We start from the raw sequence: 22,617 nt of genomic DNA, 5'->3' as shown, positions 1-22,617 counted from the left end.
CATTAACGATAAATCTAAAAGAAGATGGTGAAAATAACAAAAGAAGCTGCCCTGCTTTATCACTCGCAAGGCAAGCCTGGAAAAATTGAGGTCGTACCGACCAAGCCTTATCAAACCCAACGTGATTTGTCTTTAGCTTATTCTCCCGGTGTAGCGGAACCGTGTCTGGAAATCCAAAAGAACCCCGACACTGCATACGACTACACAGACAAAGGAAACTTGGTAGCGGTTATTTCGAACGGAACCGCCGTATTGGGATTGGGAGACATCGGTGCCATGAGCGGCAAACCGGTTATGGAAGGAAAAGGATTACTGTTCAAGATTTACGCAGGCATTGATGTATTCGACATTGAAGTCAACGAAAAAGATCCCGACAAATTCATCGAAGCTGTAAAGGCGATTGCCCCGACATTCGGAGGCATCAACCTAGAAGACATCAAAGCACCTGAGTGCTTCAAAATCGAACAACGGCTGAAAGAAGAACTGGACATCCCAGTCATGCACGATGACCAGCACGGAACTGCCATTATTTCAAGTGCAGGACTGCTGAATGCGCTGGAGGTAGCAGGCAAGAAGATAGAAGAAGTAAAGATTGTGGTAAATGGAGCCGGAGCTTCTGCCGTATCATGCACCAAACTTTACATCTCATTGGGAGCACGACTGGAAAACATTCTGATGCTGGACAGCAAAGGGGTCATAACCAAAGAACGTACCGACCTGAACGAACAGAAGAAATTCTTTGCGACAGACCGCACCGATGTACACACATTAGCCGAAGCCATCAAAGGTGCCGATGTATTCCTGGGACTTTCCAAAGGGAACGTCCTGACACAAGACATGGTACGCAGCATGGCTTCTCACCCGATTGTTTTCGCATTGGCAAACCCGACACCCGAAATTTCGTACGAAGACGCCATGGCATCACGCCCGGATGTATTAATGTCGACCGGACGTTCTGATTACCCGAACCAAATCAACAACGTTATCGGATTCCCCTACATCTTCCGCGGCGCACTCGACACCCGTGCCACAGCCATCAACGAAGAAATGAAACTGGCAGCCGTACGCGCCATTGCCGGACTGGCAAAGAAACCGGTACCCGATGTAGTAAACAACGCATACCACGTAAACAACCTCACATTCGGTCCGGATTATTTCATTCCGAAACCCGTAGACCCACGCTTGATAACCGAAGTGTCTATGGCTGTAGCCAAGGCTGCTATGGATTCGGGAGTAGCACGCAAGCACATCACAGACTGGGAAGGTTATAAGAACCATTTGCGTGAATTGATGGGACAAGAAAACAAACTGACCCGCCAGCTGTACGAAACCGCACGCCAAGACCCGCAGCGTGTCGTATTTGCTGAAGGCATCCACCCCAACATGTTGAGAGCTGCGGTAGAAGCAAAAGCCGAAGGCATCTGCCACCCGATTCTATTGGGCAACGAAGAACGCATCGAAAAACTTGCCAAAGAACTGGATTTAAGCCTGGAAGGTATCGAAATCGTCAACTTGCGTCATGACCGTGAAGCAGAGCGCCGTGAACGCTATGCACGCATCTTGAGCGAGAAACGTGCCCGTGAAGGAGCAAACTATCAAGAGGCAAACGACAAGATGTTCGAACGCAACTACTTCGGCATGATGATGGTAGAAACCGGTGAAGCAGACGCTTTCGTTACAGGTCTGTATACCAAATATACCAACACCATTAAGGTTGCAAAAGAAGTTATCGGCATCCAGCCGGGATACAAACACTTCGGCACCATGCATATCCTGAACTCCAAGAAAGGCACTTATTTCATTGCCGATACACTGATCAACCACCATCCCGACACGGAAACCCTGATTGACATCGCCAAATTGTCTGCCAAAGCAGTACGTTTCTTCAACCAAGAACCGGTAATGGCAATGCTTGCTTACTCCAACTTCGGTTCCGACCAGGAAGGAAGCCCGGCTAAAGTGCACGAAGCCTTAGCCTACATGCAGCAAGAATTCCCCGATCTGGCTATCGATGGAGAAATGCAGGCAAGATTTGCCCTCAACAACGAGTTGCGTGACGAGAAATATCCGTTCACCCGCCTGAAAGGTAAAGAAGTCAATACACTGGTATTCCCGAACCTGAACTCTGCCAACGCTACTTACCAGCTTATCCAAAGCATGAGCGAAACAGAAGTAATCGGCCCGATTCAGATGGGACTGAACAAACCGATTCACTTTACCGACATTGAAAGCTCGGTGCGCGATATCGTCAACATCACCGCTATCGCCTGCATCGATGCGATCGTAGCCAAGAAGTTGCATAACCAAAAATAAATTTATGTCTCTGTTTGAAACGCAGATTTACACAGATTTTCGCAGATTAAGAAACTGCGAGAATCTTCGTGAATCTGCGTTTCTTCTGTCACCATACACCTTTTCATACCCTGACCTTATGCGAAAACCACTCACCTCTTCACAATGTGTCGTGTTAGCCTTGGCTTGGGCAGCACTTTGTTTCATTGTTCTTACTTCCAGCCCACAAATTGACGGCATACTTATCCTGACAATACTCATTTCAGGTGCCCTGGTGTTCATTCCGATTGTCAAAGCGTTAAAAAAGAAACAGCAGAAGTAGTCATTTCCACACAAAAACGAAACAAAAACAACTTTTTGATGTTTTTACTCTGATTTTCTTACTAAATTGTTGCATAAATAAAAAATAATCTATACTTTTACCACATCAAACAATGAGAAGAATATTTAATAACCAATAACAAGATTAGAAGAATGAATGCAGCAAAAGTCCTGGAAGATCTGAAAAGAAGATTTCCCAATGAACCTGAGTACCATCAGGCAGTAGAAGAAGTATTAGGTACAATCGAAGAAGAATACAACAAGCATCCTGAATTCGACAAAGTGAATCTGATTGAACGCTTGTGTATTCCAGACCGTGTTTACCAGTTCCGCGTAACGTGGATGGACGATAAAGGCAACATCCAGACCAACATGGGATACCGTGTACAGCATAACAACGCCATTGGGCCGTATAAAGGCGGTATCCGTTTCCACAGTTCTGTAAACCTCGGTATCCTGAAGTTCCTGGCTTTCGAACAAACATTCAAGAACTCATTGACTACGCTTCCGATGGGTGGAGGCAAAGGTGGTTCAGACTTCTCTCCACGTGGCAAATCAAACGCTGAGGTAATGCGTTTCTGCCAGGCTTTCATGCTGGAATTGTGGCGTCACATTGGCCCTGAAATCGATGTACCTGCCGGTGACATCGGTGTAGGCGGACGTGAAGTAGGCTACATGTTCGGCATGTACAAGAAACTGACCCGTGAATTCAGCGGTGTGCTCACCGGTAAAGGACGCGAATTCGGCGGTTCATTGATTCGCCCCGAAGCAACAGGTTACGGAAATATCTACTTCCTGCTCGAAATGCTGAAGACCCGCAACATTGATATCAAAGGCAAGACCTGTCTGGTATCAGGTGCAGGAAACGTAGCACAATATACAGTAGAAAAACTGATTCAGTTGGGTGCGAAAGTAGTTACGATGTCCGACTCAGACGGTTATATCTACGATCCGGACGGAATCGACCGCGAAAAACTGGATTACATCATGGAACTGAAGAACCTGTACCGTGGACGTATCCGCGAATATGCAGAGAAATACGGCTGCAAATACGTAGCCGGAGCACGTCCTTGGAACGAGAAAGGCGACATTGCCCTTCCTTCTGCCACACAGAATGAAATCAACGGCGATGATGCCAAAGCTTTGGTTGCCAACGGTGTATTCGCTGTATCCGAAGGTGCCAACATGCCTTCTACCCCCGAAGCAATCCGTGTATTCCAGGAAGCGAAGATTCTCTATGCACCAGGTAAGGCAGCTAACGCCGGCGGTGTATCTGTATCAGGTCTGGAAATGACTCAGAACTCCATCAAGCTGAGCTGGAGCCAGGAAGAAGTGGACGAAAAGCTGAAGAGCATCATGAAGAACATCCACGAAGCTTGCGTGAAATACGGAACAGAACCCGACGGTTACATCAACTACGTAAAGGGTGCCAACGTAGCCGGATTCATGAAAGTGGCAAATGCCATGATGGCTCAAGGCATCGTATAATTTATACAGGTGCGACAAATTTCAATCCGGCTCCCTGTGACGGGAGCCGGATTTTTTATGCTTATCCTTCCCTGCCATTCCTATTTTAACACTCACTTTATCAATAGTTACACTTATTTCATTATCTTTGCCGAGTTATTATGCTAAAGCCGATAATGTTATGAATATCCGAAAAATCTTTGCAGGGTTACTTCTTACCCTGGCGGTGTCTTCGTGCATTCAAGACGAAGCCCTGAACGTGGAAGCAGCCATCGATGACTGCACAGGCGAAAACATCCAACTGGCAAGCATAGATGCCACCCACAAAGAAATAGAAATTTATGTGCTCGACGGTACAGATGTATCACAGCAGGAACTGAACTTCACGCTTGCCGACGGCGCAACCATTCAAGCCGATGAAACAGAAGCAGGCGACCAGCCTCCGTATTACGATTTCAGCCAACGCACATTGCGCCGGTTCACCGTGACATCGGAAGACGGAAACACAACCGCCACGTATGTAGTCCGCATCAACAAAATGGAACTTCCCACTTATTATTCGTTCGAAAACCTGCGCGCCACTACGCCCTATCATATTTTCTATCTCACCAATGAGTCGGGCATCATGCAGTGGGCAAGCGGAAACCCAGGCTACGAACTGAGCGGCATGGCACTCGACGAGACGCAATACCCTACCGTACAGGATCCAATAGGCCACAGCGGCAAATGCGTACGTCTTACTACACGTAGCACCGGCTCTTTCGGACTCCCGTTAGGAATGCCCATAGCTTGTGGCAACTTGTTTGTTGGCTCGTTCGACGTACAAAATGCCGTCACAGCTCCACGACAGGCTACCCACTTCGGTTTCCCATTTACCAAAATACCCCAACGCATAACCGGATGGTATAAATACCAAAAAGGTGAGACATTCACCGATGAAAACAATGAAGTACTAAGCGGACAAACCGATATAGGCGACATCTATGCAGTGCTTTACGAAGCTGAGACCAGCGACTATACACTGGATGGCGACCTCTTCCCACTGACCGGAGGCATCAACCCGAATATTGTACTGATGGCACGTATTGGTGAACAAGGCCAACAAGAAATGCAAGAAACCGATGAATGGACTTACTTCGACTTATCATTCGAGGCACAAAACGGCAAGACCGTCGACCCTGAAGGACTGGCAAACGGCAAATACAAACTTGCAATCGCTTTCGCCTCCAGCAGAGGAGGAGGTTATTTCCGAGGAGCGGTAGGAAGCGAACTGTACATAGACGAAGTGGAAATAATCTGCGAATAACCCTTAACACGTAAACAACATGAAAAAATACATATTAACTTTAGCAGTAGCCCTGGCATTCGGCACAGGCATCGCACAGGCACAATGGTCGGAACACAAAGGCTTGCTTTGGTCATCCCTGCACGGATTGGAATACGAATTCAAGGCAGGTGTAAACTTTGGAGGCACTTCCCCACTCCCACTTCCACACGAAATCAGAAGCATCGACAGTTATCGCCCCGGGCTTGCCATCACTATCGAAGGAAACGCTACCAAATGGATAGACGAAGCCAAGAAATGGGGCGTAAGCGTAGGGTTACGCCTCGACAGCAAGAGCATGACCACCCAAGCCACGGTGAAAAACTATGGCATGGAAATCTTCAGTGAGACAGGTGGAAAAATACAAGGACTTTGGACAGGTGGCGTAGAAACAAAAGTAAGGATGTCGCTCCTTACCATCCCCATCCTTGCCAACTATAAGATAGGTGAACGCTGGAAACTGGTATTCGGCCCCTACCTGTCATATATGATGAGCGGTGACTTCGATGGGAACGTCTACGAAGGCCATCTGCGCACTCCCGATGCTACAGGAAGCCGTGTCAACTTTACAGGTGACAACGTCGCTACCTATGACTTTTCCGAAGACCTCCGCCGTTTCCAATGGGGATTGCAAGTGGGTGGTTCATGGCGTGCCTATAAGCACCTTACCGTACACGCCGACCTGACCTGGGGACTGAACGACATCTTTCAGAAAGATTTCGAAACCATTACATTCGCCATGTATCCCATCTACCTGAACCTCGGGTTCGGATATGTATTCTGAAAATCCGCCCAATAAGAAGCAGTTTTGAATTTATCGTGCGATGATTTTGAGATGAGTTTTTGAGGCATTTTCGCTTCTGTGATGAGGAAAGATAGTGGGCTATCTGACGAAGAACAGGAGCGAAAAGGACCAAAAAATCGCCCAAAGCACACACGAAAACGGATACATCAAGCCAAGAAAAACTTTTTGGAGAAATTCAAAACAGCTTCTCAGTCATACAAGTAAAACATCCGGTCCATCAGATGCCATTTCTCTGCCGATGTGCTTCCGGGAAGACACTCTTGAAAACGTGTCACACATTCTTCCCACTCCGCCTGCCGTGGCAAAGAAGCGAGCCGTTTCATAGCTACATTCCAATCAAAGTCAAGCGGAGTTTCTACTATCATGAACAACTTATTGCCATAAATGTAGATTTCCATCTCCAAGATACCCACCTCACGGATTCCCCTCCGTATCTCAGGCCATGCATATTCACGGCTGTGCAACTTGCGGTATTCGGCAATAAGCGCGCGATTGTCCTTCAAGTCAAGCGTCTGGCAATAACGTTTGACCGGAATATCGTATGTCTTTGTTTGATATCCTTCGTAATCCATTGTCTTCTGTACATTTTAGTTAAACCTGCCAGTGAACGTATCTTCACCGACGACTGCATATACTTTCATGAAAAGCCGTATCTATGTAGACTCCCAACCCGTCTTTATCTGATGCGGAAAACCGGAGCTATTTGGTTGAGCGGTTCAGCAGGCAAGGTGATGGCAAGCCCCCCGGCGGTACGTTCCGCCTGCACCTTTCCATATCCTAGCAAAGTCACTTCGTGTATCTCTTCGGGATACAATTCCGAACCTGCCGCCAGTGACTTGATGATTACGGTATGGCTTTCGGGCCATCCAAGTGCAGTGGCATATAATACATCACCTTTTTGCGTGAAACGGATTTCTTTCGAGTCTGCCTTGTTATACGAACCTTCGTTGAAACCCTGCGCGTTGAGCGGAATATCCTCTTCAGCTATCGGTCCTTCGCCAAACACTTTCCACGGACGGGTATCATAAACGGCTTCCTTGTTGATGTCCATCCAGGCACCGAACTCGTTCAGGATTTTTTCTTCCTTCTCGTCAAACGTCCCGTCGGCACGGAGCGGCACGCTCAGCAACAGGTTTCCGTTCTTGCTCACGATGTCCATCAAAAGCTTTACGACATACGAAGCCGACTTGTAGCCATTGTTCTCATAAATGGAGGTATTGTAGTGCCAGCCTCCGATACACGAACAGGATTGCCACGGCTCCGGAATCGCCTTGTTGGGAGCTCCGCGTTCCACATCCCAAACCAATGCCTTACGCTGGTCTTCGTTCAGAATCTTACCAAACATTACGGCTTCCAATTTGCCATTGTGCGTAGCCATGCTATGGTTATAAAAATGTGCGGCAATCTTCAATCCCGCATCGCTTACCGGATAAAAAGGCAATACCGTCACATCGAAATACAACAAATCGGGGTTGTAACGGTTGATGACATCCAGCGTGCGGTTATAGAAATTGGTTGCAAATTCTTGCGAAGGAGGACATGCACCGTTCTCCCATCCCCACTGGCGATGAATCATGCCATTATCCCAGCTGTTCTCGCTCAGCGGATGGTTCTGTGCATAGAGGTCTTGCGGGTCATAGCCTTCCCACCACTTGCCTTTCCCGTCCGCCTTGGTCAGCTTCCCGTCATAAGGGATGCCTTTCTTGGGACCGATGGTGTCATGCCGCTGGGCTACTTCGTACCACGTCCACGCATGGTCGGCATGCAAACTGACTCCGAAATACAATCCGTATTTGCGGGCTGCCTTCTCCCAACCGGCAAGGATATTCTTTTTCGGTCCCATATTGATGGAGTTCCAAGGCTGGTATTTGCTATCCCATAAATCAAAATTATCATGATGATTTCCCAACACAAAGAAATACTGCGCCCCTATCTTCTTATAAAACGCCACCAGTTTGTCCGGATCCCAGCGTTCTGCCTTAAAGAGAGGAATAACATCCTTGAAACCAAACTCCGAGGGATGCCCGTAATGCTTTACATGATATTCATATTCAGGAGAGCCCTCTATATACATTGAACGTGCCATCCAGTCGCCCGATCCTTCTACACACTGCGGTCCCCAGTGTGCCCAGATACCGAACTTGGCATTGCGGAACCACTCCGGCACCTGATATTGTTTCAACGACTCCCACGTAGGCTCGAACTTTCCTTTCATCATCGGTTCATCTCTTTCCGATACAGGCACCTGATAAGTCTGGGCATACAGCCCCGCAGATAAAAATAAAGATGCAATCAAGAGTTTTGTTTTCATACGTATAAGTGTTTAGTGTTTTTCTGATAACAAAGATACGAACATACGGCAAACCACAATAGGACAAAGCAGGAAGTTTATGGATAAAATCGACATACCGTTATTTTTATATCTTCAAACGAAAACAAAAACGATTTATATTTCATAAATTTGCACCAAAAAAAAGAAAAAAGTTAACTTTAAAAAGCCATATAAAAACACCTATTAATATATGAGTTTACAAGTAGACCAATTGCATCCCTTAGTATTGAATGTGGGCTTAGCCATACAAAATGCTGACTGGAACTGGAAGAACGTGAGCAGCCCTTTCAGCCGTTTATATTATGTTACTGAAGGTGAGGCTAAAATACAATTTGCAGACGGTATATATACATTACACCCCAACCATTTATACTTCATCCCTGCTTTTACACGACATACCTATATCTGCAATTCGCGTTTCGTGCATTACTACTTGCATATTTACGACGACCATAAATCAGATGAGGACTGGCTGGAATTATGGAACTTTCCGTTCGAGATACCAACAGGGAAATGGGAATTGCAGTTATTTGAACGCTTATGCGAAATAAACCCGCACATGAGCTTGCAGAAGTCCGATCCATCCACCTACGACAACAATCCTACCCTGATGAAAAGCCTGATGAAAAACAGGCAACGCGCTTTTTGCGACAAAGTGGAATCGAGAGGCATTGTGCTCCAGCTGCTCGCCCGCCTGTTCAAACAAGCGAAATCGAAAATAGAGACCAAAGACAACCGCATCGTAAAAGCCGTCTTATACATACACAGGCACATCGGTGAAACAATCAGCCTGAACACACTGGTGGAAAACGCCTGCCTGTCGAAAGACCATTTCATCCGTCTTTTCAAAAGTGAAATGAACATGACCCCGCTCCAGTACATCAACCAGAAAAAAATAGAAAAGGCACAACTGCTCCTGATTACGGAAGCATTATCTGTAAAAGAAATTTCTTTCCGACTGGCTTTTGATGATTATTCCTACTTCAATCGCTTGTTTAAAAAACTGACCGGCATGACACCACAAGAGTACAGACATATTTACCGATAATAATCGGTGCCAAGGAGCTTCCACTTCATATGTCCATCAGTTGCTTTTCCAAGCCAAGCCAGAACATTTGCTTAGTCCGACAATCCCATTCGCATGGCTGCCTTGCCTGTAAGATTATTAATCTTCATGCCGAAAGATTATTAATCTTCACGCTGTAAGATTATTAATCTTACAACCGATGCTGCTATATGCTTCAAGTTCTTATTGACATTAATGTCGTTTTGCGGAATCAGGAAATAGCGGTTATGAGGAGACCAAGTACGTGTTTCAAACTGATAGTACACCGATGCCAATCCGGCAATCGCTTGCGCCGTACTCATGACCGGGCTTGCCGGCAAGTTCATCGGCAGTAACAACCGACACGGCACCAGTCAAATTCACTCTTTTCAGCGTACCGTAGCCTACCACCACCACTTCATCCAACACTTCTGTATCTTCTTCCAGAATGATCCGCATCTGCTTTCCCAAAGCAACCGGAATTTCTTGAATGGCATAACCTACATAGCTGACGCGCAACACGTCGACTTCACAATTGTCCACAATAGACTTTCCGTCAGTACACATATATAATGAATACCCCACTCAACTGCTTACAAACGCAACCTCATACAGACAGCCCGACATGCTTTAGAATGATGAAATGAAAAGCTAACACATCATCCCGATAAACATATACAACTGGACACAATTTAACCGTGTTGCTAGCACAATTATATACCATCAATTCCCTAAAATGCAAAAAAAGCCCTCCTTTATAATATTTTTTCGGCCAAGTTGTTGCATAATTCAAAATAACCTTGTACCTTTGCCACGCAATTAAGGAAAACACTCTTCAGTAGCTCAGTCGGTTAGAGCATCTGACTGTTAATCAGAGGGTCGTTGGTTCAAGTCCAACCTGAAGAGCAAAAACAAAAGAAGACAACATTCATTCTTCAGTAGCTCAGTCGGTTAGAGCATCTGACTGTTAATCAGAGGGTCGTTGGTTCAAGTCCAACCTGAAGAGCAAAAACAAAAGAAGACAACATTCATTCTTCAGTAGCTCAGTCGGTTAGAGCATCTGACTGTTAATCAGAGGGTCGTTGGTTCAAGTCCAACCTGAAGAGCAAAAAAGTTCGTTCGAAAGACGAACTTTTTTTATAACCATTAACAACAAATCATTATGGACGATTCAAACTCGCGAACATATACCGAAATTATTAACCGCTTCTTTGCAGAAGCAAGCGGAGAATGAACGCTCTGATGATTCATGCTTGCTCCTGTATGAAAGCCAAACAAGAAAGGAGTAAAGCACATGAGAAAATACCTTTACTGCGAAGCTGGATTTGTAGAAAAGAAAAACTGGCTTCCCGGATGCTGGGTAAATGTAGAATGCCCTACCGATGATGATTTCAAATTCCTGACAGAAACTCTGAAAGTTCCAACTGCCTTCCTACATGATATCGCCGACACTGACGAACGGCCACGTACAGATACAGAAGGCAACTGGCAGCTCATTATCGTACGTATTCCGATACAGACACAAAGCAGCAAAGTGCCTTACAGCACTATTCCCATCGGCATCATCACCAACGATGAAATCACCGTATCTGTGTGCTACCACTCCAGCGAGATGATTCCAGACTTCATCCAGCATACACGCCGCAAGCAAATTCAGGTTCCCAATAAATATGAATTGATTCTACGGCTTATCTATTCTTCGGCTGTATGGTTCCTGAAATACCTGAAACAAATCAATAATGAGGTAAGCAGTGCCGAAAAAGAACTGGAGCGAAGCATCCGTAACGAAGATTTGCTACGACTGATGAATCTACAAAAAAGCCTGGTGTATTTCAATACCTCCATCCGGGGCAACGAAGTCATGATTAGCAAATTCCAGAACATTTTCGAGACCAAAGACCGTGAAAACAAGGAACTGACCGAAGACGTACTGATTGAACTGAAGCAAGCACGCAACATGGTAAATATCTACAGCGACATCCTTACCGGTACAATGGATGCCTTTGCCTCTATCATATCAAATAACGTAAACACGATTATGAGGCGCATGACTACGCTGTCTATTGTCTTGATGGTGCCTACATTAATAGCCAGCTTTTACGGCATGAATGTCGACATTCATTTAGAACATGTCCCACATGCGTTCTCCCTCATCATATGCCTGTCGGTTGTGCTTTCGGCAATGGCATTTATCATTTTCCGGAAAATAAAATGGTTTTAGGACTTATATGGAACACAGAGGCACAGAGACACGGAGAATAATATGCTAATCTGTCTTCGTGCCTCCGTGTTTTCTTCATTTTTTATAATTGAGCTGTCAATGTTTTCTTGGCGGGCGGGAAACAGATTGAATTATCGCAGCATTGATAGCTGACCGTACACTTCACTTCCCCTTTGCCCGTACCGCTTATTTTCTGACGGAAAAGGCAATCACCCGTATAAATGGTTGTTTTCGTGGCACCCAGCTGCGTAAAGGCAGGCGTTATCAAGTCGCCTTCCAGCTTACAGCCTTCGGGTAACGAAAACTCCAGTTCTGTCGGAAGGAACGGGTCTTCTTCCGATACCTGTGCATAGGTATGATATCCGGTATGCACTTTCATCCGGACCACCAGCTCGCGGCTGCCATCTGCCAAGGTCTCCACGTCCATCGACAAAGCCACAGGATTCTTCTCGTCCGTATCTTGCGCCAATGCCGGTTTCTTCGCTTCGTCCTGCCCGGCAGCTTTCAACACGCTGTAATCGTTTCCGGGAACAGAACGGTCTTGCGTGTCGACCAGCCACAACCAGCCGCCGGCTTCGGTAAAGAAGAGTTTGTCCCGATAGGTGTCATACCAGTCACGCCATTCGGCAGGAGCAGCGAAACGGCACAACGTATAGCGGTGCAACACGCGAGTCGCCAGTTCGGGTTCCACTCCTTTTTCGAGCATCGTGATGCAAGAATCCAACAGATGCTTGTCATTGTTGGCAATGCCCAAGGTGCGCACGTCTTCATCGATATCCAGGTCGTAACCCTCGGCAGTGGGATGGAACCAGTCGCGGTTCTTGTCGAAATAGCGCTGATATTCCGTGGCATCGTCCCCGAACACGTGATAAAGGGCAGGGAAACGCTGCTTCATGTACTCGGCATACGTCGGTTCCTTCGGTTGCCGGGAGTCCATGGACAAGTATATCTTCTCCGTGGCATCCAGTTCCTGGCCCTGTTCCTGTTTCGCTAAAGCCACTTTCTTGACACTGTCCACCGACTGATAGAACCGCCGGTGTGCTTCGTTTGATTCCTGCCAAGCCTTGCGCGACGCCGAGAACTTGCTGCGGTCGACAGACTTGCGCGTGGCGATGGTCTCGTCCAGCTTGCGGGCGATGATGTGCTGGCCGGAGAACTTCGATATGTAGACGATGGCATTCGCCAAGGCCGCCTTTCCCGCCTCGGTCAGGTAATCAGGCGAAGCGGAAAATCCCCAATGGAAGAAGTTGCCGTGACGGCCGATGGCCACGGCGTCGATGCTCTTGGCACATGCGCCGCTGGAGATGACTTCCGCTTCCGGCGAGTCGAGGAAACCTTCGGGACGGCTCACCATGCCGATGCGGTAGGAGCGGTCGGTGGTGTACGACTTGGTCTGCACCGTCCACATCTCCGTCTCGGCGGGCAACGTGTAGCCGTCCATCTCGGCATACTCGAAAGCCATCGGGGGCGTGGGCTTCATCTCGGGTTGAATCTTCACCTTGAAAGGTCCCTGGAAAATCGGATGGTCCTTCTTCCAGCCCAAGGCGTCCGCATCCAGGCAGAGGCAGAACCAGTCACACTTGGTGCCGATGCTGCGCCCGATGTCCTCGCTGGCGTTGGCGATGCAGAGGGCGGCACGGTCGAAGTCGTCCGGCAGGTAGGCCACAGGCTCATACTTGGTGATTCTGCCCTGGGCGTCAAACTCGCGCACTTCGGGACGAATCGGGCGGGGCCTGCCGTCGAACACCGTCACATCGTATGCATCGGACATCGACGGGAGATACTCCTTGGCGTCAATCACCTTCACCTTGCGGAAGCGCGACTTCAGGAACTTGGCGAAAGAGGCCATGCGGGCTTGTGCCGACCGGGCCAACGTCGCGCTGTCCACTTCCACGCCGCCGACAACATCCAGCTCGGGGGAACCGCCCACATACAACACACTCACAGGCTGCTTGCCCTGGGCAAGCACGCATTGCATCGCGAACACGCAAAGCAATGCCGACAAAATAATCCGTTTCATATTCATCCTACGTCTTTTCGTTTCATCTCACTTGAACAATTCCTCCAAATAGGTGTAAAACTCGGGGCTCTCGCCTACCACCACCTTCAGGATTTTCCCCTCGGGGCTGATGACGACCTTCGTCGGATAGCCCTCGACGGCATACAGCGCGCTCACGTCCACGTTGCCTTCGTTCAGCACGTTGAGCCACGGCAGCTGGTGTTTCTCCACCGCCGCCTTCCAGCGCTTCTCCGTGTCGCGGCAGGCGATGCCGACAATCTCCATCTTGTCCTTGTACTTGGCGTAGGCCTCCTTCATCTCGGGGAAACCCTTGATGCACCACGCGCACCAGCTGCCCCAGAAGTCGAGCACCACATACTTGCCCCGCAGCGAAGAAAGCGCCAGGGGCTTGCCATGCAAGTCATTCAACGTGAAGTCCGGGGCATCGGCGCCCGTCTGGAGCGTCGCTCCATGTGCCATCCGGACGTCCATCCCGGAGGCAACGTCGCCGGCCGGCCGCGCAAAGGCGCACGCACACACCAGCATCAAGCCGAAAAACAATTCTTTTCTCATCGTGTTTGATAGTTTGTTTGGTTAATTTCCGAAAATTTCCTTCAATTTGGCATCCAACGCCTCATCTTCGAACTTGCCGATGATGTTGCCATCTTTGTCTATCAGGTACTTGGTCGGCAAATAATGAATGGCATAGAGGTCGCTAATGTCGTTGGTATGATCCATGCCATCCACGCCTTTGCTGCGGTCCCATTTCAAACCGCGCAACACATGATAGAAATCCTGAATGCCGTCTTTCTCTATCACTTCTTTCCACGTGTCGGGCTTGCTGTCATCGTCTGCCACACAGAACACCTCCAATCCCTTCGCGTGATATTTCTTGTAGAGTTCCTTCACATGGGGGAAACTCTTACGACACGGCACGCACCACGTCGCCCAAAAGTCAAGCAGAACGTATTTACCCTTGAGGTCGGCAATGCCGATGGAATCACCCTTCCAGGTCACGGCACGGAAAAGAGGAGCAGGCCTACCTGGCTGCACACGTTCCAATGCCGCCAATCCGTCACGGACACTCCCGACATTCCCGTATTGTTTCACTTCGGGAGCCATGTTGTCATAAATCGACTTCAGTTCATCATACGTCATGTTTCCCATCAGGAAAGGCAAATAGCTGAGAGCCACAAACGAATGCGGACGAGACTTGACAAAAGACAGCTGAATGCCTTTCGCACTGTCGGCATACATCTCCTGTTGTTTCTGGAAATAAGCCTTCCGCTCGGCAGATGCATTTCCTGAAACCGAATCGCGCATTGCCTGAACATAGGCGTAAAGCGGGTCGAGGACAGTATTCAGGCTGTCGCTTTCCGCCTGCGCCGCAGAGCCTGTTACTTCCGGCTTCGAGAAATTGGCCGTATCGATAGCAACGGTCAGTTCGCCCGACTCAATGAACAGCCCGGCATATTTCACATTGCGGTAATCCATCGGATTGCCGATGTACAGCGTGGCTTGCGCCACAGGGACTTCCATCGGTCGCGAGAAGCGGAACGCACCGTTGGCTATGCGTGTGCTATCGGTCACTTGCACGGTATCGCGCACGGTATAGGCGAGGTGAATCCACTCGCCTTCGTACCCATTGATGGTTCCATCCAGTTTCAACTGATTGTCGGGCTGCGAAGCGCAACCCGCCATCAGCGTGCAACCCACCAGGGCTGCCGCCCAAAAAGGTTTTGTTTTCATGTTACAATTATTTTTTATGTTTTTTCTCTTGTCTTTACCGCCAACAATCGTTGGCAAATCGTCTGCCCCTCAGAAATGGAGCCTAAGAGCGACAGAACGGCTTATTTATAATTCTGCGTGATATTCGGATTGTTTGCCAGCACATTCTGCCCAAAGGGGAATATCCACAATGGCGAGTCGGGTGTCAGCGTGTAGGTGTTTCCTGCCAGCGTTTTGGTGAAAGTTTCCTCCCAACCGCTCACCTGGTTCCAGCGCTTGCGATGGATGAAGTTGTAGACCGAATAGATGTTCTCGCCGTGCGACACCTGCTTGAGGTGACGGATGGCGTCGGCCTCGGTGGTCACCGTGCCTTCCAGCGGCTGGTAAGTCTCCGGCGCGAGGCGGTTGACGCGGATGGCGTCGAGGGCATGCATCGCCTCGGCGTAGTTGCCCTTGTGGATTTCCGCCTCGGCCACGATGAGGTACATCTGCGTGGTCCTCAGCCCCGCCATGTTCCAGCCCGAGTTCAAGTCCATGGTCATGATGTAACGGTCGTCCAGTCCCAGCATGGAAGTCGCCATGCCTGGCATAGTGCCGGCATACATCTTTTTATCGGTGTCTATCAGTTCCAGCGTGGCATATCCCGGCTCGAAGCGCTCCATCGACTCAGGGGTCAGGGCTTCGAAGTACTCCATGTAATAGGTGAAGAACATGTCTTCCTGGCACTCCAGTTGCGGACGGAGCAACACGTTGTAGGGATTGCCGGTCGCGTCGGCGGAAGTGGTCAGCATCTCGTAGTAGTTGTCCACCGCGCCGTTGAGGGCAAGAGCCTGGCGTGCCGCCTCTTCGGCTTCGTCGAACCGCTGCATGCTCAGCAGCGCCAGTGCCTTGACGGCATAGGCGCAAGGCTTGCTCATGCGCATGCGGTTCACCGCCACGGTGGGCATCCCGTCGAGGTCGATGGCCTCCTGCACGTCGGCGAGGATGTGGTCGTACACCTCCTGCACGGTCATCTTCACCGTGGGCTGCGCCACGTCCTGCGTCTCGAGCACGTAGGGCACGCCCGGGTCTTCGGCCGCCGTGGCGGGATTGTATGCCTTGGCAAACTTGTTCACCACGAGGTAGTGGAAATAGGCGCGCAGGGTCAACGCCTCGCAGCGCAACTGGTTTTTCACCGCCGGGTCGCCCGTGGCGGCGTCGATGTGCGAGAGGATGGGGTTCGCCACCTGGCCGATGACGCCATAATACGAGTCATATTCATCATCACTGGCGGTCAGTTCCGCCAGCTTGTCCTGCAGCGATGCGTCCCACTCGAGGATGATGGAAGTGCGCGTCGGCGTGGGCTGGCTCAGCAGGTTCGGGACGTTGTTCAACGTCGTGATGAGATCGCCCAGGAATTGCGGTCCGTCGCCCGAACTCATATAAAATTCACGGTTGAGCAGCATTTCGAGCTGCGTGGTGGTAGAAAGCAGGTTCTTTCCTTTGGGCTGCACGTCGGTAAAATCGGAGCAGGAGCTGACGAGCATCGCCCCTCCCAGCAGGCAGCCATAGAGTATGTGTTTCGTTTTCATCTTTTTCATTGTCTTTTTATGGTTTCACAAGCTGTTTGTCACAAGTTGTCACAGGTTCACGTTCAGTCCGAAGATAAACGAGCTCGGCTGGCGGATGCCCAAGGTCTCGGGGTCGACGCCCACCTTGTTCTTCACCCACAGGTAGTGGGGATTGTCTATCTGGAAGCTGAGGGCAAGGCGGTTGATGCCCAGGTGGCGCATCCACGAAGCCGGGAACTCGTAGCCGAACACGATGTTGCGGATTTTCAAGAAATCGGCATCGCGCACGGAGATGTCGCTATACGAAGGTTCTGAGCCCAAAGCAGTAGAGCTATAACGTCCGATGCCCGGTGTGTTGGTGGGATTTTCCGGTGTCCAGGCATTGGCGAAATAGCTGGCAAGGGCCTGATAAGGCATGCCGAAGGTTTCGGTTTCTGCCAAGGCACGCATCTTGTGTCCGCCGTAGTAAGCCATCAGCACGCTCAGGCTGAAGCCGTTCCATGTAAAGCGGTTTTCCATGCCCATGATGGTCTTCGGCTCGGTCTGCCCGGAATATTCCAGGATGCTGATGCTACGGCTAGTCGCTGTATGCGAGGTGCCTCCGTCTTCCACGTACCACAGCGTCTGTCCTTTCTCGCCCGGCACGTCACTGATGCCCGCAAAGCGGTACGACCACAGGGCACTGGACGGATAACCGGTCATATAAGGCGTTTCGACAAGCTGGTATGCCGAAGTGGCAGGGTTCTGCACGTCGGTCACCACGTTCTTGTTGTAGGACATCGTGAAGTTGGTGGTCCAGCCGAAGGCACGGCGGCGATGGGGCACGAACCAGTTGTAGCTGAGGGCCAATTCCATACCGCGGTTGCGGATGCTCGCCGTGTTGTAGTACATCGAGGTGAATCCGGTGGTCGGGTCGAGCTGGCGCGGCGCGAAGATGTCGGTACCCATCTTGTTATAGAAGTCCAGCGACCCCTGCAGGCGGTTGTTGAAGAACGAGAAGTCGACACCGACGTTCGTGGTGGTGTTGCGTTCCCACTTCAGGTTCGGATTGGCAGGGCTTTCTATCGACCCGTAGGGCAGGTTGGTATATTCGTTCACCTCCGTCGACGTGGCGGTCATGTAGCTGGTGACGCCCTGGTAGATGTTACCCGTCACACCGTAGCTGACACGCAGCTTCAAGAAGTTAATCCAGTCCACCGGCTTCAGGAACTCTTCCTGATGGAGGTTCCAGCCCGCACCGACCGACCACAACGGACGGCCACGGTATTTGGCGTTCAACCCGTAGACATCGGCATAGTCCTTGCGGAACGACCCGAAGACATTATAACGGTCATCGTACGTGTAACTCAGGGTAAAATAACCGGAAGCATAGCGGTGGAACTGCTCTATCACCGGTCCCATGCCGTCACGGAAGTAAGGATTGAACACAAACTGCTGCGAGGGATAACCTCCTGCCAGCTGCATGTAGTAGCTGTTGTATATCATCGTGCTCATCGTGCCGAAGTCCACCGTATGCGTGGAGCTGTTCTGCAACTGGTCATCGTAGCCCAGGACGAGGGCTTTCGAACCGTTCGACTTCGTCTGGCGGAACTCCAGACCGGCAATGGCTGCCACGTAATGCTTGCCAAAGGTATTGGCATAATTCAGCTGTCCGCGGGCTGTCCAATAACGTCCGTAAGTATTGGTGGAACGCAGCATGCCCCCGTTCTCCGGCGTCATGTAGGTGACTTTCCCGTCGGCTCCTACCTGCGTATAGGCATTGCGGATGCTGCGTGCCGCGTGGCTCGCCTCGTTGGCAAACCAATCTTCTTGTGTCCGGTCGGTCTCGTAGATGAACTGCGCATTGGCGGTCAATCCCTTGATAATCTTGAACAGCAAATCGCCGTGATAACGGAGATGCTGGCGGCGGGTGGTCAACGTGTTGTTATAAAATTCGTCCTTGATGTTCACACCCAGGTCGTGAAAACCTTCGGCACCCTTGCTGCTCCAATAAGGGTTTCCATCATACCAATAATAAAACAGATTGGCGGAACCATCGTCGTTGTACATCCGTTCGTAGGCAGGAACCGCCCACGGGTTGGTGTGCTGCGAATTATAATCCTCACCCGGACCGACACTCTTGTCATAGATGCCGTTGATATTGAAAGTGGCCGTCAGCCAGGAAGCCACGTCGTAGCTCCCCTTGTAATTGATGTTGAGCGAACTCTTGTCGGAATGAATCTGCCCGCTGTTGTCGAACTTGTAATTCAGCGTCAAGTTGCTCTGGAACTTGTCGGAACGGCTGCGCAGCGACAGGTTGTATTGTTGCAGAATCTGCTGCTTATAGATGTTGTCGCCATATTCCTTGGCAAAATTGTTCTTCTTCAAGCCATTCAAATAGTCATTCAATTCCTGATTGGTGATTTCGCCCTGTGCCAGCCGGTAATAAGCATACTGAATGGGAGAGATGGCACTCGATCCACCCTCGATTGTCTGATATGTACTCTCCAACGGGTCGGCAACTTCACCGTCGTTATCGAAGAAATAATAATTCCAGTAGTCCGACTCGATGTCTACCTGCTGTTCGGGAGTGAGGTAGAAGTTATCGGCATAATCCATGTTTTTCTTTTCCCAAATGGTCAGGTTGGTGGAAAAATCAATGTCAATCTTCCCTTTCTCCTTCGCGCTCTTGGTCGTGATGACAATGATACCATTGGAAGCCCGCGCACCGTAAATGGCCGTTGCGGCAGCATCCTTCAGGACATTGACACTTTCGATGTCGTAAGGGTTCAAGTCTTCTATCCTTCCCTCGATAGGCACGCCGTCCACTACCAGCAACGGATTGGTCTCGGCATACAACGAACTGGCACCACGAATGGTTATCTTGCCATCCTGCGTGCTCAAACCAGCCACACGACCTTCCAGGTTGTTCAAGATATTCGGCGTATAGCGAGTCTGCAAATCTTCGGCGCGGACAATGGCGACCGAACCTGTCATTTTCTCCTTGGCAATGTCCTGATAACCGGTCACGACCACTTCATTCAACATCGTGTCGTCATCTTTCAGGGTAAAGACCGTATTCGAACCCGGTTCCACATCCGCCTCGATGGTCTTCTTGCCCAAGAAAGAAATCACCACCGTCGCCTTACTGCCGCTCACGCCCGGAATGGCAAAACGTCCGTCCATATCGGTAATCATACCCTTACGGGTTCCTTTCAGCAAAACCGAGGCACCGATGACCGGCTCTCCTCCTTCGTCAAGCACCTGTCCCGACACGGCAGCCCTTGCCTGCGCACCTTGGGAGGTCTTCGGTTTGGAAACGATAGTATAGATACCGTTTTTCTCTGTATAAGTCAAGGAAGTATTAGCCAACAATGCGTCCAATATTTCGGTAATATCCTTTTCCCGGAACACCTGCGCCCGACAGCGGATATGTGCAGCTACATCGGTGTTATACACCAGCTGGATATCACTGTTCCGCATAATTTGTTGGAAAGCCTGGTCCAGCGTTCCCCGTTCGATGCGGACAGAAAGCGCCTGTGCCAGCAGCGAAGCCGGAAAAGCCAAAGCACCTCCCAGCATCAAAGCACAAAAACAATTAACGATTCGTTTCATAAGCATTCTCTACTTTTTTATCACTATATATATTATCAACTGATTATTCGGAAATGATGATGCGTTTGCCTTGCAACTTAAACTTCAGTCCCGAAGTCTTTTCATAACTGTCTAACAAAATACGGATATCATCGTAACGATACAAACGCCCCGAAAGCCGGACATGACGCACAGCATCGGAAGTGAATACAGGGGTAAAGTCATACCAACGCGACAAGGTTGTCATAATTTCCTCCAATGTCTCACCGTGGAATACAAACTGATGGTTGACCCACGCCACATACTGGGAAACATCGACCGGATGCACCGCTACTTCTCCCGAAGCTGCATCATATTCCAAACGCTCGGAAGGATGCAACCGGACTTCTTCTCCTTCTGACGGCTGAAAACCGACATTGCCTTCGACCAACACTGCCGACAAAGGCTCGCCTGCATAACTGGAAACATTGAAACGAGTACCATACACACGAATAGCTCCCTCGTCTAAAGACACGACAAACGGATGCCGGCGGTCCTTCGTCACATCAAAAAATGCCTCACCTTTTAAATAGACTTTCCGTTCCTCACCCTTGGTAAAAGTGACCGGGAAGCGTAGTTCCGACTCGGAGTTAATCCATACCTGTGTGCTGTCGGGCAAACGGAATACATACTCCTGACCGGCTTCGACCGTCAACGTATTATAAGGAACAGTATCAGACTTGATATCCAACGAAACCGATGTTACCAATTCATCCACCACCTGACGGTCGACATCTGCAATATCAAACTGCCTTCCGTCTGCCAAAGTCAACACCGCTCCGCCTTTACCAGGAAAAATCTGTTGCTGCTCATGCTCGCCCCAAAAATAAAAAGAAAGCGAAAAAAGCAACACAAACATAGCAGCCACACTTCCCCACCGAAGTAAGCGGATGCGCCGTTGCCTGCCGAATACCTGACGCGAAAAGCGGTCTGCCATTTTTTCTCCATAATCTTCGTGTTGCAAACGGAGAATAAGCCTCGCCAATTGTTTACTACGAATCTGCTCGTACAGGTTCCGGTTTTCTTCCGAAGCCCGCAACCATTCATCCAAACGGCGATTGTCTTCCTCGCTCAAAGGGACTTCTAAAATCCGTTGAGCAATCAAATGGGATATATCTTTATTATTTTGACACATATTTTCGTCTCTTTATTACAATAGACGGTCAATATGCGCCAAAAGTATGACAAAGCATTACGATTTTAACACATGGAAGAATATAAAAGTAATAAGAGAGGAAGAAAGTCCTCTTTCGAAAGCGAAGATGCAAGCTGCTTGATGGCACGATATTTCAAGGTCTTCACTGTATTAATGGAAATATGCAGGGCATCGGCGATTTCGGGCATTGTCTTCCCGTCCATACTCATCAAGATAATGCGCCGGCTCTGAGGAGACAGTTTATGGATTGCCGCAGCAATCAAGTGTGAACTTTCAGCTTCGATGATATGCTGTACAAAAGATTCATTGGAAGACACCTCCATATAATCATCCAGACTCCGTTCGTTCTCACCCGCAGTGAAATACGTCCATTTATCAATGATGGTATTCCGAAGTATCGAATAAAAATAATTTTGCACGGAGCTGACTTTGCCGATTGTCTTCCGGTGAGTCCAAAGTTTTACATAAGCTTCTTGCAAGAAATCGTCAACAAGATCCGGATTATTGACATAGCGACTGGCAAAAGCATAAAACAAAGCAGAATTGTCTCGTATAAAACGCTTCATACAAGACTCATCCCACGTAGATATATCCAAAGGCAAGCCATCGTTCATTTTTCTATCCCAATATTAACAACCACCATAAAAACGGTGACAAAATAAACGTTTTTCAGCCAATTAAGCAACATCTATGGATAATTATTTTAAAAAGAAGGGACAAATTGTAAAAAAATCAAAATGAATACCCCCATCCAATTATGCTTTT

General features: G+C 49.2%; 17 protein-coding genes, 3 tRNA genes and 1 pseudogene. 11 read left to right on the top strand and 10 right to left on the bottom strand.

Annotated elements, in window-relative coordinates:
• The first annotated feature begins 24 nt into the window (after positions 1-24).
• From B5G04_RS05465 to B5G04_RS19695, 6 genes are all read left to right on the top strand, one after another.
• Complete coding sequence (locus tag B5G04_RS05465) at positions 25-2,313, top strand: NADP-dependent malic enzyme (RefSeq protein ID WP_087210751.1); 2,289 nt, start codon at positions 25-27, stop codon at positions 2,311-2,313.
• 118 nt (positions 2,314-2,431) lie between these two features.
• The gene (locus B5G04_RS20395) at positions 2,432-2,614 is read left to right on the top strand and encodes a hypothetical protein (protein ID WP_087250885.1); all 183 of its coding nucleotides are present in this window, start codon (positions 2,432-2,434) and stop codon (positions 2,612-2,614) included.
• 152 nt (positions 2,615-2,766) lie between these two features.
• A complete protein-coding gene (locus B5G04_RS05455; protein WP_087396187.1) occupies positions 2,767-4,101 on the top strand; it encodes an NADP-specific glutamate dehydrogenase in 1,335 nt (444 codons plus the stop codon).
• 160 nt (positions 4,102-4,261) lie between these two features.
• On the top strand, positions 4,262-5,386 hold the full coding sequence (locus tag B5G04_RS05450; protein WP_087396185.1) for a PCMD domain-containing protein: 1,125 nt from the start codon (positions 4,262-4,264) through the stop codon (positions 5,384-5,386).
• Positions 5,387-5,405: 19 nt separating this feature from the next.
• Positions 5,406-6,188 (top strand): porin family protein, encoded by a 783-nt coding sequence (locus B5G04_RS05445; RefSeq protein WP_022041109.1) that lies wholly within the window; start codon positions 5,406-5,408, stop codon positions 6,186-6,188.
• An 81-nt stretch (positions 6,189-6,269) separates the two neighbouring features.
• Positions 6,270-6,413, top strand: a complete 144-nt coding sequence (locus B5G04_RS19695; protein ID WP_158100055.1) for a hypothetical protein — start codon at positions 6,270-6,272, stop codon at positions 6,411-6,413.
• Here B5G04_RS19695 and B5G04_RS05440 read toward each other — a convergent pair.
• Positions 6,398-6,781, bottom strand: a complete 384-nt coding sequence (locus B5G04_RS05440; RefSeq protein ID WP_087396183.1) for an L-rhamnose mutarotase — start codon at positions 6,779-6,781, stop codon at positions 6,398-6,400. The genes B5G04_RS19695 and B5G04_RS05440 overlap by 16 nt on opposite strands.
• Before the next feature lie 104 nt (positions 6,782-6,885).
• Positions 6,886-8,520 carry an alpha-L-fucosidase gene (locus B5G04_RS05435; protein ID WP_162612715.1) on the bottom strand — a complete coding sequence of 545 codons (1,635 nt, stop codon included), beginning with the start codon at positions 8,518-8,520 and terminating at the stop codon, positions 6,886-6,888.
• A 211-nt stretch (positions 8,521-8,731) separates the two neighbouring features.
• On the opposite strand from B5G04_RS05435, the gene B5G04_RS05430 reads away from it, so the two are divergent.
• The gene (locus B5G04_RS05430) at positions 8,732-9,589 is read left to right on the top strand and encodes an AraC family transcriptional regulator (protein WP_087396179.1); all 858 of its coding nucleotides are present in this window, start codon (positions 8,732-8,734) and stop codon (positions 9,587-9,589) included.
• A gap of 267 nt (positions 9,590-9,856) precedes the next feature.
• Here the strand turns inward: B5G04_RS05430 and B5G04_RS05425 are convergent, their stop codons facing one another.
• Positions 9,857-10,153: a hypothetical protein gene (locus B5G04_RS05425; RefSeq protein ID WP_087396177.1), complete on the bottom strand. Its 297-nt coding sequence runs from the start codon at positions 10,151-10,153 to the stop codon at positions 9,857-9,859.
• A 265-nt stretch (positions 10,154-10,418) separates the two neighbouring features.
• Between B5G04_RS05425 and B5G04_RS05420 the strand changes: the two genes are divergently transcribed.
• The 4 genes from B5G04_RS05420 (at position 10,419) to B5G04_RS05405 (ending at position 11,807) form a co-directional block, all read left to right on the top strand.
• A tRNA-Asn gene (locus B5G04_RS05420) sits at positions 10,419-10,492 on the top strand.
• A 26-nt stretch (positions 10,493-10,518) separates the two neighbouring features.
• Positions 10,519-10,592, top strand: a tRNA-Asn gene (locus B5G04_RS05415).
• 26 nt (positions 10,593-10,618) lie between these two features.
• Positions 10,619-10,692 (top strand) — tRNA-Asn (locus B5G04_RS05410).
• A 188-nt stretch (positions 10,693-10,880) separates the two neighbouring features.
• A complete protein-coding gene (locus tag B5G04_RS05405; protein ID WP_087209546.1) occupies positions 10,881-11,807 on the top strand; it encodes a magnesium transporter CorA family protein in 927 nt (308 codons plus the stop codon).
• An 82-nt stretch (positions 11,808-11,889) separates the two neighbouring features.
• On the opposite strand, the gene B5G04_RS05400 is transcribed toward B5G04_RS05405, so the two are convergent.
• The 7 genes and pseudogenes from B5G04_RS05400 to B5G04_RS05370 form a co-directional block, all read right to left on the bottom strand.
• The gene (locus B5G04_RS05400; RefSeq protein WP_225226266.1) at positions 11,890-13,827 is read right to left on the bottom strand and encodes a protein-disulfide reductase DsbD domain-containing protein; all 1,938 of its coding nucleotides are present in this window, start codon (positions 13,825-13,827) and stop codon (positions 11,890-11,892) included.
• Positions 13,828-13,854: 27 nt separating this feature from the next.
• Positions 13,855-14,268: pseudogene (locus B5G04_RS05395) on the bottom strand (TlpA disulfide reductase family protein); the annotation flags it as partial.
• Positions 14,269-14,400: 132 nt separating this feature from the next.
• The gene (locus B5G04_RS05390) at positions 14,401-15,555 is read right to left on the bottom strand and encodes a TlpA disulfide reductase family protein (protein WP_087396174.1); all 1,155 of its coding nucleotides are present in this window, start codon (positions 15,553-15,555) and stop codon (positions 14,401-14,403) included.
• Between the two features lie 101 nt (positions 15,556-15,656).
• Positions 15,657-17,114 carry a RagB/SusD family nutrient uptake outer membrane protein gene (locus tag B5G04_RS05385; RefSeq protein ID WP_087396171.1) on the bottom strand — a complete coding sequence of 486 codons (1,458 nt, stop codon included), beginning with the start codon at positions 17,112-17,114 and terminating at the stop codon, positions 15,657-15,659.
• Between the two features lie 39 nt (positions 17,115-17,153).
• Entirely contained in the window at positions 17,154-20,678 is a 3,525-nt protein-coding gene (locus B5G04_RS05380) for a SusC/RagA family TonB-linked outer membrane protein (RefSeq protein ID WP_158100052.1), read from the bottom strand.
• Positions 20,679-20,721: 43 nt separating this feature from the next.
• A complete protein-coding gene (locus tag B5G04_RS05375; protein ID WP_022038683.1) occupies positions 20,722-21,831 on the bottom strand; it encodes a FecR domain-containing protein in 1,110 nt (369 codons plus the stop codon).
• A gap of 65 nt (positions 21,832-21,896) precedes the next feature.
• Positions 21,897-22,466, bottom strand: a complete 570-nt coding sequence (locus tag B5G04_RS05370; RefSeq protein WP_022038682.1) for a sigma-70 family RNA polymerase sigma factor — start codon at positions 22,464-22,466, stop codon at positions 21,897-21,899.
• Positions 22,467-22,617: the final 151 nt, after the last annotated feature.

The organism is Bacteroides sp. An51A (genome assembly GCF_002161565.1).
GTDB lineage: Bacteria > Bacteroidota > Bacteroidia > Bacteroidales > Bacteroidaceae > Phocaeicola > Phocaeicola intestinalis.
The sequence above is the reverse complement of the archived record's forward strand: the minus strand, read 5'-3'. Positions and strand labels throughout refer to the sequence as shown.